This window comes from Clostridium sp. AF21-20LB, from assembly GCF_003478795.1.
Classification (GTDB): Bacteria; Bacillota; Clostridia; order Lachnospirales; family Lachnospiraceae; genus Otoolea; species Otoolea fessa.
Genome location: NZ_QUGD01000004.1, coordinates 111,843 through 126,973, shown reverse-complemented (window position 1 = coordinate 126,973; position 15,131 = coordinate 111,843). Strand labels below are relative to the sequence as shown.

Genomic DNA, 15,131 nt, shown 5'->3' with positions numbered 1-15,131 from the left:
AAACGGGGCGAAGGCTCAAAAGTGGGGCGAAAATTCAGGCAAAAACCAGTGCCAGACACAAAGCAGGCCGGGACAGAACGCCTGGAATGTATCGGGATAGCCGGGAGCGGACCATCGGTTGGGGTGACACACTTTTCGCTTATGACGGCAGCATATCTGTCCGGGGTTCTGTGCCGGCGAACGGCGGTTCTGGAACAAAATGAGAGCGGCTCATTTGCACAGCTTGAAAAGATATTCCGGACGGGAAAAAGAAGGGAAAAACCGGTTATAGACGGGGCAGGACAGCCGTTTGAAATTAGGGGAATTTTTTTCTATCAAAAGGCTGAACGTGCAGAATGGTACGATTGTTCGGAAAGGGGGATGGAGGCGATGGTGATCGACTTCGGAGCCTTGACACAGAAGAATCAGGATGCCTTTTTTCGATGCAGCCGCTGTTTTCTGGTCGGTTCGGTCAGCGGATGGCAGCTGGCAGATTTTGCGGCATTGGCAGCAGAAAAGCAAAAATGGAAAAAATGGTGTGAGTATTTCGTCTCATTTGGAGAAGAGGAAGCTGTAAAAATGGCAGAGCAATATCTGGATATCCGGATCCGGCGAATCCCACTGCAGAAGAACGCATTGATGGTTACGGGAGAGTCCATGACTTTTTTTGGAAAATTCCTACGATAAGCGAGGCAGACCTGGGGTTATAAATTACCGATTATCTCCGAAAGGTCAAAAGTTAAAAGGGGCTGTTTTCGCGGAATGGAGAAGGTGTGGAATGGTAGTGAGAAAAAGTAAAAAAGAAGAGGCAGAGAGGAGGCGTAGGGAACAGCAGAGAATATTTGTCGAGGGATTACAGCGATATAAAAGCAAAGGAATCCAGATTTTAATTGATGGGAGGGAGTGCAGGCCAGAAGAATACAGGAAGCTGTGTGAGTTCCGGGAGGACGGCTCGTTTTATATGGCTGATTACGTCGGAGCGGAGACAGGAGTGCTGACAGAGATACATTTTGACCGGGTTTACAACCGGTGATAAGAGAGGTGCCGTTTTGTCCGTATCTGGACAGTCCGCCGGATTTTTCTTTCGGAGAAAATGGTGAGAACTGTTTAGATGGTGCTATTACAGTTACTGGACACGTATGCGTAAACAGTAACCTATTACAGGGAAAATGAAAGAGGAGTTAAGAAAAAAGTCAACATTCCATGGAGCTGGTGTGATATAATAAGGGCACTTAGCGAGGTATTTTCGAGCTTAGTGCTTATGGTATTACCTTAACATACACCGGAGGAAAACATGGAAAGAGGAAGATCAAGGAAAGCACGTTCGGGCTGTCTGGGACGGATTTTCGGGTTTGTGCTGTTTTTAATCGTGGCAGCCGTTGGCGTGATTGCAGCGGTCAAATATATGCCAAGCCGGGAGAGGGCGGATCTGGATGCTCTGTACGCGGCGGGCGGCAGCGACCGGGTGGCGCTGTATCTGAACTATGAACGTCAGGAGGAGAGCGGGGTCTACGTGGACGGTCAGACATATCTGCCGGCTGCGTGGGTAGATGCGAACTTAAATGAACGTTTTTACTGGGATGCCAATGAGGAAATACTGGTGTACGCCCTGCCGGAGGAGATCGTGAAAAGCGACGAGACGACAGTGGATGAGGACGGAAAAAAGATCCTTTACCGGGATGGCGATGCAGTTTATCTTTCACTGGCTCTGATTCAGCAATACACCGATGTGCGTCTGCAGGCGTATGATGGTGAGGCACAGAAGCGGGTTTTCGTGGAAAATAACTGGGATCCGGTTACGGTGGCAGATGCGGCGTGGAGCGCCAAGATCCGCTTAAGAGGCGGCTTGAAAAGCCCGATTGTGACTGAGATAAAGCGCGGCGGGACAGTGACGGTGCTGGAACAGTATGACAACTGGGCGAGAGTCATGACACCGGACGGTCATATCGGATATATGCACAAGTGGAAGATGAAAAATCTGCATGAGGAGACGTTAAAGAGTGATTTTACTGCTCCGGTCTACCAGAATATTTCACTGGATCAGAAGATTGTGATGGTCTGGCATCAGGTAACGATCGCGGCGGCAAACCAGGCGATGGATTCTCTGATTGCAAAGACGAAAGGTGTCAATGTCATCGCGCCGACGTGGTTTACGCTTAGCAGCAACAGCGGCGCGTATGAATCTCTGGCAGATAAGTCCTATGTGGATCGGGCGCATGAAAAAGGTCTGCAGGTCTGGGCGGTACTCGACAATTTCAGCCGCGAATGCAGCAAGAACGTGCAGGCGGAGGTGCTTCTTTCCAGGACGTCTGTGCGCGAAAAACTGATTGAAAATATGATGACAGAGGCGGATCGTTATGGATTTGACGGTATCAATCTGGATTTTGAGAGTTTGAAGACGGCGGCGGGCGTCCATTACATTGAGTTTATCCGCGAGCTGTCGGTTTCCTGCCGCAAGAAAGGGCTGGTGCTGTCGGTCGATAACTATGTTCCGGCGGTATATAACCGTTTCTATAACCAGAAAGAGCAGGGCAACGTCGCAGATTATGTGATTATCATGGGTTATGATGAGCACTATGCAGGCGGTGAAGCCGGTTCTGTTTCTTCGATCGGATATGTCGAAAACGGCATTAAAGATATGCTTTTCCTGGTTCCGAAGGAAAAGGTAATCAACGCAGTTCCGTTCTACACAAGGCTCTGGACGGGAAGCGGCGACAATGCGTCCTCCCGTGCGATGGGAATCTCCGAGGCGACAAAATGGGTGTCGGAGAGCGGCATGGATCTGACCTGGGATGATTCGGCTGGTCAGTATTACGGCAGGCTGGACAGCCAGAACGGCGAACAGCAGCTCTGGATGGAGGAGACAAGGTCTCTGGGACTCAAGATGGATTTAATCAAGAAATACGACCTGGCAGGCGTAGCCGGATGGCGGCTGGGGCTGGAAACCAGCGACGTCTGGGATGTGATTGGCTGGGAGTAGAGACAATTTAATTAAGATTCAATGATTCAAAGTAGGGTGGAAGTCTCATGCGGGAGCGTGGGGCTTCTGCTTTTTTATGTAATAGGAAATTCCTTGGAATCCCCTATTACACAAAAAGGCACTAACGTGCCAATGATGCGCACTCGCGCGAAGATGTAGTTTGTCGCAAGCGACCGCGCTCGGCGCGAGAATGTGCCAAGGCACATTCTTCTTTATAAAAAAGAGCGTCTTGGACAAAAAACCTCCGGGCGGAAAGATTGATTCATCCGCCTGGAGGTTATTAAAACATCAAAAATATTGTTTTGTCTGGGAGAAATGTGATTATTCTGCCTCTTTTGCCTGATCGATCAGGTTGGTGTAGAAAGCAAGAAAACTGTCATCACCTTCAGCGATCATAGCTTCCGGATGGAACTGTAAGCCCATCACGTAGTCTTTATCTTCTCTGACGATTGCTTCGATGATTCCATCTGGAGCAGTAGCAACGACTTTCAGGTTGTCACCTAACTGATCGACTGCCTGATGATGCCAGGAGTTTACAGTGTAGGTGCCTTCTCCGCCAAATGCGGCAGCAACGATGTTATCTTTGTCTACGGTAATCTCATGTTTTGCGAATACCTTACGGTCCGGATCGCGATGTTCGATATCGGACGGATTCTGAGTCGGAAGATCCTGATATAAGGTACCGCCGCTTAATACGTTTAAGAACTGCATGCCACGGCAGGTGCAGAGCATCGGGATATCCTCATCGAGAGCTGCCTTGATTAAAAGAGAATCAGAAGTATCTCTGACTTCGTTTACAGTCTCTAATTTTTCGTTTGGCTCTTCGCCGTAGTAGCTCGGATCAATATCTTCGCCGCCGGTCATAACCAGAGCATCGATTTCTGCCAGAGCATTTTTCGCGTCATCCTCGGTTTTGATCTGAGGAAGATAAATTGCTTCGCCGCCAGCTTTGGTAACGGCATCTATATATAACTGTGCATCTTCGTCGATTTCGTCGGCATTCCATGAAACGCCGACTTTGACTTTCTCTTCTTCGTCATTCGCCGCTTCTTCGGCAGTCTCTGCTTCGCCTTCTGTCTCGGTTACTTCGGCTTCAGCCGCTGTTGTATCGGCTGCCGGTTCAGACTTTGTTCCACAAGCTGTTAAAGAAAAAGCCAGGGATAAAGAAAGAAGCACTGCACTGGTCATCATTTTAATTTTTCTCATTCGAATTTCCTCCCTAATACAAATTGTCCTCCCAAACATGGCTGGATTCTAACATAAAACAGTCATAAAAATACAAAAAGATACATAAAATTACATAATAAAATAAAATAATTTTTAATGCTACCTAAAATACATAATATAATTTTGTAGATATACGAAAAATGAGCGAAAATAAGGAGGCGTAAATGGAAGCGAAGAATTGAGTAGGGAGGAGTACGGGGAAAAGCCCTGATAACAGAAAGTTATACCTTCATTCCCTTTCTTAATTGGATTTTCCCCGCAGGCAGGCGTTACAATAAGGACGGAAAAAACAGACGGGCAGCCGGGTCAGGGCTGCGGGGCTGATAGAGATGGCGGAGTGCAGGAAAGACTCCGAGAGAATATGACAAACCAAATGGAGGAAATCAAAACATGGGGAAATCACTTACCAGAAAGATTATTGAGTCACATTTCGTATCGGGCGATATGACGCCGGGCAAAGAAATTTTTATCAAGGTGGATCAGACATTGACACACGATATCAATGCCGTTATGACTTATCTGGCATTCGAGGCGATCGGGCTGGACCGTGTCCGCACGGAGTGCAGCGTCAGCTACCTCGATCACAATTTATTATATGTAGATAATAAGACGCCGGACGACCACATTTATTTGCAGTCCGCAGCAAAGAAATTCGGCGTGTATGTGTCCAGACCGGGCAACGGCATCTGCCATACCGTTCATGTATCCCGTTTTGGTGTGCCAGGCAAGGTATCGATGGGCGGAGACAGTCACACACCGCATGGCGGCGCGATCGGTATGCTGTGTATCGGTGTCGGCGGCATGGATGTAGCAACGGCGATGACGGGTGTTCCGATGCGTCTGACGATGCCGAGAGTCGTCCGTGTCAACCTGACCGGTAAATTAAGACCGGGCTGCAACTCGAAGGAAGTTATCCTGGAAATGCTTCGCCGCGTGACCATCAAGGGCGGTCTGGGAAATGTATATGAGTACGTGGGACCGGCAGTTGCCGAGATGGAGATTCCGGCACGTGCGACTATCGCAAACATGGGTGCGGAAATGGGCGCGACCACTTCCATTTTCCCGGCAGATGCACAGGTAAAGAGATTTCTGGCTGCACAGGGACGTCCGGAAGCATACACAGAGCTTCTTCCGGATGAGGACGCCGAGTACGACGAGACGATCGATATCAATTTAAGCGAGTTAGAGCCGTTGATCGCATGTCCGCACCAGCCGGACAATGTTATGCCGCTGCATCAGGCGGAAAAGAAGAGAGTACAGCAGGTATTTATCGGAAGCTGTACCAATGCAAGCTATGCCGATATTGCAAAAGCAGCACTTGTATTTAAGGGACATCATGTGAATGAGGATGTAAGCTGTACCTGTGCGGTTTCTTCCAAGCAGGTGTACCGTCAGCTGATGCGCGATGGATATGTGGAGATGCTTCTGGATGCAGGTGTCCGTCTTTTGGAGATTGCCTGTGGTCCGTGCTGCGCAATCGGTCAGACTCCGGCGACCGACGGTGTGGCAGTCCGCACCTCCAACCGTAATTTCAAGGGACGTGCCGGAAATCCGACCGCGAAGATTTACCTTGTCAGCCCGGAGAGTGCTGCGGCAACTGCGATTGTGGGAACTTTCGCAACGGCAGAAGATATTATGGGTGAAAATGTGAAGATTCTGGATACCATCCATGAGCCGGATCAGTACGATATTGATGATTCGATGATTCTGCCGCCACTGTCACCGGAAGAGGCTGCCAAGGTGGAGATTGTCCGCGGACCGAATATCAAGTTTCTTCCGGTTCCGGAGCCGCCGCAGGAGACACTGGATGCTCCTATCAGCTTAAAAGCCCGTGATAATGTATCCACCGATGATATTACACCGGCAAGTGCTGAGTTCAGCAGCATGCGTTCCAATATTCCGCTGATGTCCCAGTATTGCTATCACCGCTATGATCCGGAATTTGCAGCCCGTGCGAAAGAAATGGGACAGAGCATCATCATCGGCGGTGAAAACTATGGACAGGGTTCCTCCCGTGAGCATGCGGCTATTAATCCCATGTATCTGGGTGTAAAAGCGGTCATTGCCAAGAGTATTGCCCGTATCCATAAGGGAAACCTGGTAAATCATGGCGTAATTCCAATGTTGTTTGAGGATGGAGCTGATTATGACCGCCTGGAGCAGACAGATGAGCTTCATATCGATAACCTGCGGGAGCAGATTGCAGCACACCGTGTGCAGATTACTGATAAGACAAAAGGATTTTCCTTCTGGGTTAAATTAGAACTGACAGATAAGGAAATCGAAGTTGTCTTAAATGGCGGACAGCTGAGAACACTGAAAAAACAGCTGGAAGCAGAGAAAGAAGCGTAGTCATTTATTAATTATGCCTCCATTATATTTTTATATACAATAACTACTTATTCACCAACTTATTTATTTTGGGAAAAGGCGCCTGTGCGGATGTGCAGGCGCTTTTTCGTGCGACTTGACGGAAGAAAGACATTTGTAGTAATCTTGTGGTAGAATAAGAGTGAAGATTGTGAAAGAAATTGAGAAAAAGACATTGTTTGGAGCGCTTTTTGCGGTGATAGTCAAGGCGTTAAGTGTCCTTACGGAGAATATCGAGGTATTCGGTATAAGAATATATCTTCGCCTTTCCAGATTTGTCTGTTTGCTTCAAGATTCCATCATTGACCAAAATGGAGACTACCTTTGACACAGTATTATAGGACATGTCAAGAGCTGTAGAGGTTTTCTGAATATCAATAATAGGATTTGATTCCAAATAGGCAAACACTTTAAGAACGCTGGTACGCTGTCTCTTTGTGAGAGCATCAAATAATTTTGTGCTTTTATCGTGTAATGCAGTAAGATAATCAATTGTATGAATCGCATCTTCTGCGGAATCTGCAAAAGCCTGAAGGAAAAAAGAAATCCATTGCTCATAATCACCAGTACGTCGCACCTGAGTCATACGGTCATAGTACTCAATACGGTTCATCTTGAGGTAATAAGAAATATAGAGTGCGGGAGTAGACAGAATGCCTTTTTTCATTAGGAAGAGCGTAATGAGAAGTCGTCCAACACGTCCATTACCATCAAGGAAAGGGTGAGTGGTTTCAAATTGATAGTGGATTAATGCGGCTTGAATCAAAGGGTCAAGAGTATCATCACTATTGATATATTTTTCAAGGTCGGACATGGCTGTTAGCATATCTTCAGGATTTGGCGGAATATATCGAGCGTTTTTGAGAGTACTTCCCTGACCGCCAATCCAGTTTTGTGAATACCGGAATTCGCCAGGATTCTTTTCCTGTCCTCGCGCGCTTTCCAAAAGAACTGCATGAGTTTCTTTAATTAGACGATTGCACAGAGGTAGTGTTTTCAGCCGCTCAAGCGCAAACTCAGTCGCACGGATATAGTTAACAACATCGGAAACATCTCGATTGGTGTTGTCTTCAATCAGAGGATTCAAGATATCCTCAAGGGTGCACTGTGTACCTTCAATCTGTGAGGAAAGAAGGGCTTCTTTACGGACATACATGGAAACAAAAAGTCCCATGTTTGGTATACGGGAGGAAAGCCCTTCAAGTGTTGCTATTTTCTTGTTTGCATCAATAAGTTTCGTGAGAAGTTCACCAGATACCTCAATAGGAGGATTTGGTGGAAGCGGAGCTGGTCGAAAGGATTCATACGCCATTTCGCCTGACAGATTACTCACGAGTGTTCCTGCTCGGTTTGTCATAATTGTTTTTTCCTCCGAAAAATGGAAATTGAAATTTTTGAGGCTATTTTAGCATAGAAATTTCAAGAAATCAACTTATTGTGAAAATAAAGAACAGAAGAAATTTCAGAAAAACGGCTTTTTGTGAAATTACTCAAGCAAAATTACCTTGGAAATTTCAAGTTTAGAATTTTATATTTTGATTTTGCCTTGACCCGGACGGATTGCCGCTGGAGCTGCACGAATAATTATGGGAGAGAAAAGAGCATATAAAGTCAGAAAGCCCGGTGGAGACCGGAAGAAGCTGAAGCAGGAGCAGGAAGGTCTGAAAGTTGGGATACGGCTTATGGTGGAAGTGTATAGTTTATGACGGAAATAAAATGAACTCCTGGAGTGCAAAAAAAGCCCTCGCTGTGTGTGATACACAGTGGGGGCGTTGGTCAGATTCTTTGCATGGTATTTCATTCTTTAAGAAACGCTGCATGGTAAAGAAAAAGTGATTCAAAGTTAATGGGGGCAGAACCCATTAACACCAAGAATGAGGCAGCTAAGCCATATTTTATACAAATCCTCGCCTTCGGTAAGCTTTAACCCCGTAATTTCAATGATTTTTTGGATTCTGTAATTCATAGTGTTCCTGTGAATGTGAAGATGATTTGCTGCAGTTATTACATTGCGGAAGAAGAGGTAGGTTTGTAATGTATCTAAATAATCGGTTCCGAATTCTTGATCATAGGCCTGTAATCTGAGTATTTCTGGAAGGCAGAAATAGTTCGGCTGACTATATTTTTTCAAAGTGGAAACCAGGTAAGGCATATTGTATTCCTGAAATCGATAGATATTCTGCCTTGGATTCTGTTTCATTCCAATTCGTAGAATCTCTAAGGATTGTTCTACAGATGCACTAAATTCAATGATATTTGAAAAATGGTGACTGCAACCAGCGGCCAGATGATAAGTTTGAAAGAAGTTATCCAAGTTATTGGCAACTGATTCCAGATCTTCGGTTTCAAGAAGCAGATATAAGATATTGCCGATACAGACTGCTTTATAGGTTGGATAAATCATACCAAGATGATTTTTGTAAGCAGTGATGGAACGTTCTTGATTGTCCGATTGGTACGCATCCCGGAAGCCAATAGCCATGGTATAGAAGTGTTCTCCCGGAATCCAGCCAAATCCTTTTGCCCGTAAATTAAATTCTTCCTGATTGCGGATGCGTCCAGAAATAAGTTCAAATAGAAGATTTTCACGATAACTGAGTGCAAAGCCTATTTTATTTCGCTCTAATTCTAACGATAGGACGTTTGCCAAAATATCTAGTATTTGACAATCGCCGTCTTCAAAGGGACGTTTCTGTGGAATCACTACGATCCAACCAAAATATCGGTGCTCAATAACAATTTTTACAATCAGACGTTCTTTTTTTCTTCTGGTAATTAGAATGTTCAATAAAGGCATGTTCGGTTTGTTCGATATTGGGGAGAAGTGTTTTATAGTCATATTTTTCGAATAGATCGGAGGTTACAAAATTGTGTTTGATGATGCATTGAATTAGTTCGTCATCAACTTTCTTTAGTTCGTTCAGATCAGACCAGTGAAGAACACGGGTGGATGTATCCGATAAAAATAAGGGGTTTTCGAGAAGTTCTGCACCTGTAGATAGGATGGTATTCACATCTTTACGGTTTATCAGGCATTGGCTGAGTTTGTAATGAGCTTCTTCGATTCGTCGCTCTACTTTTAGTATATGCTGCAGCTGGAATGTAAGCTCAGTTTGAATGGTAGGTTCAGCCAGCATAACATAGTTTTCGATCCAATCAGGGATTTCTGTGTCATCTGTGCCGTTCGGCAAAATGATCCAAAGTATATTTTGGTTGTCTTTGGGGATTTGAAGGCAATCATCAGAATGAATAATATATGCGGTAGCTTCTGTAAATGTTTCTCTTACAGGGAGGTTGTTTTGAACGTGAAAAATTGGGGAATCCGGGTAGCGGATGCTTTCTTTTTTTAAAGCGTGATAAGCAGAAAGCTTTTGCATGAATGATAGGAATGATAGCATAAGGGACTCCTTTCTACTTGTGCATTCTGCACAAGATTGTTTTTTTTGATATTGTATCAGATATACGAAGTAATCAGTTTATATTTTTTTTATAATCTGTTCATCAAAATAATTATTCTTAATCCTCATTTTATTACATTATTTTGATTTTGGCTACGGATATTTATATTCAACATTGATTGAAAAATCAGGAAGGAGTTGGAAGTATGGAAGAATTCTATTTGGTTAATGGTAAAATTCTGGATGTAAGAACAGGAAAATTTATCAAGGCAGATTTAAAAATTACTGGTAAGCAAATTGCATCAGTTCAGGAAAAGGCGCCGACTGAAGCAAAGAAGGTGGACTGCAGTGGAAAATATCTGATTCCAGGTATTATGGACGCTCATGTGCATCTTGTATGGGAAGGAACAGCCAAGGACCCCATGTATGAGACTGTACGGGATGGAAACTATTTAAATTTTGCCAAAGGTGTTTCTTCGGCGGAAAAATCCTTAAAGAACGGGGTAACGACTGTACGCGATTTGGGCTGTAATGATGATTGCTCGATTCCTCTGGCAAGAGCTGTGAATATTGGACTGATTAAAGGAAGTCATATTGTTCCGGCGGGAAGTGCAATTCAAGGTTCCTATGGACATTGTCCGATGATTGGCTATATTGCGAATACAAAGGAGCAGTTGATTGATAAAATTAAACGTTTGAAAGGTTATAATATCGAGATGAGCATTCCACCACTTCATTGGATTAAGATCATGGCGAGTGGAGGCGCAGCTGGATTGGAAGATGTAGGTCCATGTATGTATTCACCGGATGAGTTGAAGGCGATTACATATGAAGCACACCGTCTAAATATGAAGGTCGCAGCACATGCGCTTTCACGAGATGCTATTTCAAAATGTATTGATGCCGGAATTGATACAATTGAGCACGGAGGTGCATTAGATGAAGAACTTCTTCATAAGATGAAAGAAAATGGGCAGGTGTGGGTTCCGACTCTGCAGGTATATAAAGAACTGGCTCGAGGAAAAGGAATGATCGCAGATGTTATCGTAGAGAAGGCATCAGCTGTTGAGGAAAATCAAAAAAAGGCTTTTTCAGCAGCCATGAAAATCGGTACGAAGATTGTTGCGGGAAGTGATGCAGGTTCTCCGAATTTCGGCCCGCACCCATCCATATTTAAAGAATTAGTTGCAATGCAGGAAAATGGAATGTCAGCTGCTCAGGTGATTCGCTGTGCAACTTTGGCTGCAGCGGAGGAACTAGGGGTGAAAGACAGAGGTGTTTTAGAAGAAGGAAAAATTGCAGACATTGTAGTTCTGGATGCCAATCCATTGGTAGATTTACATGCGTTTACAGAACATTTATCGGCGGTATATAAAGAAGGTCTTTTAGTATAGAATATGGAAAATGATATTGACATTAAAGGAGGATACATTATGCATGAATTAATTGCTCAGCCTAAAATGCTTCTGGTTGTTATTGTTTATTTACTTGCTCTGGTTGGAACGGGAGCTTATTTCGCAAAGAAAGCAGCTGTAAAAAAAGAAGGAAAAGAAGATTTTTTCTTAGCAGGAAGAGGCCTTGGAAAGATTGTAGCAGTTGGTACGATTTTGGCTACATATACAGGTGGTGGTACAGTAACCGGTGGTGGAAATAGCCTAGCTTTTAATTATGGATTGTGGAGTGGTTTGTTTTTTACGATTTGTCCGGTTATCAGTATGAGTGTTTTATGTTATCTGACCCCTAAAATCCGGGAAAGCAACTGCTACACGGTATCACAGCTTCTTGAAACGAAATATGGTTCTAAAGCTAGAACAATATCAGCGGTTATCATAGCACTTGCGATGGTTTCTATCGTTTCTTATCAGTATCGAGGTCTTGGATTTATTTTAAACGCTACAACTGGTATTCCAACTACTTATTGTACAATAATCTGTTGTGCACTTGTTATTGTACTAGCCCTTTCTGGTGGATTGAAGACAGTTGCTACGACAGATGCAATGTCCGCATTTTTGATGGTAGGTGGCCTTGCAATTGGCTTGCCTGTTTTAATTAGTACAGTAGGTGGCTGGGATTGGGTTATTTCTTCTGCACAGGCCAACGATCCGGAAAGCCTTACGTTCTTCGGCGGTCAGACGCTTCTTAAATGGGTTGGCGGATATCTTCCGCTGATTCTTCTGACTTGTTCCGATCAGAACTATTATCAGAGAATTGTTGCAGCGAAGGATGTAAAAACAGCTCGTGTTGGTCTGATGGGCACTATGCTTGCTTGTTTTGTTATTATGCCGGTTGTTGCATGCTATGCATTCATTTCACGTCAGTATTTTGGAACCAGTATTGCAGCAGGACAGGCATTGATCGGTGCGGCAACACTTCTTCCTACGATTGTGGGCGGCATCGTACTTTCCGCAGCAGCAGCATTTACCATTACAACAGGTGATTCATATCTGTTATCTGCAGCAGCTAACTTCTGCATCGATTTATATAGTAAAATCAATCCGAATGCAACAGAGAAAGAAGAGCTTAAAGTCAGCCGTGCGTTCATTTTGATTGCAGGTGTTGTCGCTTATATTATTCTGACTTTCTTCCCATCGATTCTTGCAATTCAGTATTGGTCCTATACTATTTATGGAGCAGGAATTACACCGGCAGTTGTTGGAGCACTTGTATGGAAAAAAGCTACAAAAGCGGGAGGCATTTCATCTATGATTATTGGATGTGGATTAAGTATTATCTGGGAGGCAACCGGTTCTCCATTTGGATTACAGACAATTTTTGTTGCATTCCCGATTGCTTTGATTACATTAGTTGCGGTATCCTTAGCTACACAGCCAAAAAGTGAATGAAGTTAATGGGGTCAGACCCCATTAAGCGTTCAAGATTTCTTGGGAGAAATACTTCAAAGACAACATCAAGGTATAAGAAAAGCAGGTGAGGGGATCTTAAATGGTTTGCTCACCTGCTTCCTTTTTTGCGGATGCAATGACCGAATCCGGCAAATCCATCTTTTGAACGGATGGACAATTTAGGACCATATACCTTGCATCATGGGTTCGGATATGTTACATTTATCATATCAAGCATATATTTTTCTTTGTAAACATTTCAAGTATATCTTACATTCCAATCTAATTATGAATCTGAGAAAATCTTATGCATATCCAATTAAGTAACAATTGAAAAGCAGGAGATTTTCGATGGATTTTGCTCTGACTGTGAGGTGACGGGAGTGTTACAAAGCAGAAGAAATTCTCCTGACAGAAAGGAGAATTTATGAAAAAAGGAACTTACGCAAGAGCAAGGCGGGATCACAAGGACACGTTATTTCGGATGATATTCAGTACGAGGGAAAGTCTGCGGAGTTTGTACAATGCAGTGAACCATTCGAATTATGCAGATCCGGCGGAACTGGAGCGCGTGGCGGTTCATCTGCGCGAGGGAAAGACGCTGACGGAGTCGCGAAAGCTGGCAGCGGCGGAAGTCGGGCAGTAGGAATTAAACTGGGTGCGAAAAAATAAAAAGTTTATCAGCGAAAGCGTAGAAATGAAAATGAGCACCCTGGAAATGAAAGACTCAAAAATCGGCATGTGACTCAAACTTAAAATTTGAATGACTCATTTATGAGCGCATAAAAGCTCATAAATGAGTCATTTTTTGCACTCTGAAAAGAAATGAGACAAGAACGGGTCATTTCTGGAAGATCATCAAAAAAATAAATAAAAATTTTAAGTCGACAAAAACCTTGTATTTACAAGGAGAATCTCGATTTTTTTGGAAAATAAAAAATAAAAATATTAAATAAAATCGAAAAACGTAAAAGTTGGCACGGAACTTGCTGTATATATGAGTATCAAGCAAAAGTATCAAGCAAAAAGAAAAATATATTACATGGAGGGAACACATTATGAAAGTTGGCGTATTGAAAGACATCAAAGTAGGCGAGTACCGTGTCATCGCAACCCCGGCAGAGGTAAGCATGCTGGTAGGTGACGGCAATGAGGTTTACGTTCAGAAGGGCGCGGGCGAAGGTTCTGGATTCTCGGATGAGGCATATGTGAAAGAGGGCGCGAAGCTGGTTGATACAAAGGAAGAAATTTATGCAACCTGCGATTTCGTCGCAAAGGTAAAAGAGTTTGAACCGTGCGAGTACAAACTGCTCCGTGAAAACCAGATCGTATTTACCTGCATCCATCCAGCAGCACATCCGGAAGAGGTACAGGCACTTCTCGACAGCAAGTGTATTGCATTTACCGCAGAAGATTCCCACCGTTACGGTTCACCGAACTGTGAGGCAGCTGGTAAGGCGGGTGCACTCTTTGGTCTGGAATCCCTGCTTTCCATCAACGGCGGCAAGGGCAAATTCGTCAACGGTCTCGGCGGTGCTCCGGGCGTTAAGGCGCTGGTCATTGGAGGCGGCGTGGTAGGACGCGCAGCAATCTCTGTTCTTCATGCGCTGGGCGCGTGGGTAACGGTTATGGATATTAATATCGGAACCCTGCGCGATATCGGAAAACAGTTCAATGAGGAAGTCAACACCCAGATTTCCAACCGTTATAATCTGAAAAAGATTTTACCAGAGATAGATGTCGTATATAATTGTGTTAGATGGCCGAAGGATGCCAAAGAATACATGATCGACCGCGAGATGGTCCGCTCGATGGAGAAAGGTTCCGTTATCGTAGATATTAGCAACGATTATGGTGCAATCGAGACATTCCATGAGACCACCCATGAAAATCCGCGCTACATCGAAGAAGGTGTCGTACATTATTGCGTAAGCAACATTCCGGGTGCAATTTCCCAGTCTACCTCGATCGCATACGCAGCATCCGTACTGCCGCACTTCAGAAGCATCATCAACAATGGTGTGGCGCAGGCGTGTGCAAAGGATGGTTTCCTGCGCCGCAGCTTAACTGCCTACAAGGGATACTTAACCCATGAGGAGACAAGTGCTATCCAGGGCAGACCGTGGGTTCGTCCGGAAGACATCTTAGAGATCGCAGATCAGAAACTGGATCTGGCTCCGTCGGCAACCAAGAGCCATTCGGATAACTTTATCAAATTAGAGAAGTGATTTTTCAGATAAAGGATACCGGCAGAACGCTTTTCGTGAAACGTATGGGGATACGGATGAAAAGCGCTCTGCCATTTGAGGGGAGAATAGAAGCGCTTCCGGATGG

The 15,131-nt window shown here is 44.4% G+C and carries 12 protein-coding genes; 8 read left to right on the top strand and 4 right to left on the bottom strand.

The window, feature by feature from the left end:
- Positions 1-48: 48 nt before the first annotated feature.
- The 3 genes from DWX76_RS03870 to DWX76_RS03860 all read left to right on the top strand — a co-directional run bounded on the left by DWX76_RS03870 (position 49) and on the right by DWX76_RS03860 (position 2,959).
- On the top strand, positions 49-666 hold the full coding sequence (locus tag DWX76_RS03870) for a hypothetical protein (protein ID WP_118482014.1): 618 nt from the start codon (positions 49-51) through the stop codon (positions 664-666).
- A gap of 91 nt (positions 667-757) precedes the next feature.
- The gene (locus tag DWX76_RS03865; RefSeq protein ID WP_022358865.1) at positions 758-1,012 is read left to right on the top strand and encodes a hypothetical protein; all 255 of its coding nucleotides are present in this window, start codon (positions 758-760) and stop codon (positions 1,010-1,012) included.
- 261 nt (positions 1,013-1,273) lie between these two features.
- Positions 1,274-2,959, top strand: a complete 1,686-nt coding sequence (locus DWX76_RS03860) for a glycosyl hydrolase family 18 protein (RefSeq protein WP_118472515.1) — start codon at positions 1,274-1,276, stop codon at positions 2,957-2,959.
- Between the two features lie 321 nt (positions 2,960-3,280).
- Here DWX76_RS03860 and DWX76_RS03855 read toward each other — a convergent pair whose 3' ends face one another.
- Positions 3,281-4,165: a gamma-glutamyl-gamma-aminobutyrate hydrolase family protein gene (locus tag DWX76_RS03855; RefSeq protein WP_181357266.1), complete on the bottom strand. Its 885-nt coding sequence runs from the start codon at positions 4,163-4,165 to the stop codon at positions 3,281-3,283.
- Between the two features lie 411 nt (positions 4,166-4,576).
- Here DWX76_RS03855 and DWX76_RS03850 point away from each other — a divergent pair, with 411 nt between their 5' ends.
- Entirely contained in the window at positions 4,577-6,538 is a 1,962-nt protein-coding gene (locus DWX76_RS03850) for an aconitate hydratase (RefSeq protein ID WP_118472517.1), read from the top strand.
- A gap of 229 nt (positions 6,539-6,767) precedes the next feature.
- Here DWX76_RS03850 and DWX76_RS03845 read toward each other — a convergent pair whose 3' ends face one another.
- The 3 genes from DWX76_RS03845 to DWX76_RS13805 all read right to left on the bottom strand — a co-directional run bounded on the left by DWX76_RS03845 (position 6,768) and on the right by DWX76_RS13805 (position 9,954).
- On the bottom strand, positions 6,768-7,913 hold the full coding sequence (locus DWX76_RS03845) for a Fic family protein (protein WP_118472518.1): 1,146 nt from the start codon (positions 7,911-7,913) through the stop codon (positions 6,768-6,770).
- Between the two features lie 486 nt (positions 7,914-8,399).
- Positions 8,400-9,260, bottom strand: a complete 861-nt coding sequence (locus tag DWX76_RS03840) for a helix-turn-helix domain-containing protein (RefSeq protein WP_182429722.1) — start codon at positions 9,258-9,260, stop codon at positions 8,400-8,402.
- Between the two features lie 25 nt (positions 9,261-9,285).
- Positions 9,286-9,954, bottom strand: a complete 669-nt coding sequence (locus tag DWX76_RS13805) for a hypothetical protein (RefSeq protein WP_147353833.1) — start codon at positions 9,952-9,954, stop codon at positions 9,286-9,288.
- Between the two features lie 206 nt (positions 9,955-10,160).
- Here DWX76_RS13805 and DWX76_RS03835 point away from each other — a divergent pair, with 206 nt between their 5' ends.
- The 4 genes from DWX76_RS03835 (at position 10,161) to DWX76_RS03820 (ending at position 15,025) form a co-directional block, all read left to right on the top strand.
- The gene (locus DWX76_RS03835; RefSeq protein ID WP_107001821.1) at positions 10,161-11,348 is read left to right on the top strand and encodes a metal-dependent hydrolase family protein; all 1,188 of its coding nucleotides are present in this window, start codon (positions 10,161-10,163) and stop codon (positions 11,346-11,348) included.
- Positions 11,349-11,387: 39 nt separating this feature from the next.
- A complete protein-coding gene (locus DWX76_RS03830; RefSeq protein ID WP_182427998.1) occupies positions 11,388-12,797 on the top strand; it encodes a sodium:solute symporter family protein in 1,410 nt (469 codons plus the stop codon).
- Positions 12,798-13,224: 427 nt separating this feature from the next.
- Entirely contained in the window at positions 13,225-13,443 is a 219-nt protein-coding gene (locus DWX76_RS03825) for a hypothetical protein (protein WP_118472521.1), read from the top strand.
- A gap of 412 nt (positions 13,444-13,855) precedes the next feature.
- A complete protein-coding gene (locus DWX76_RS03820; protein ID WP_118472522.1) occupies positions 13,856-15,025 on the top strand; it encodes an alanine dehydrogenase in 1,170 nt (389 codons plus the stop codon).
- The last annotated feature ends 106 nt before the right edge of the window (positions 15,026-15,131 follow it).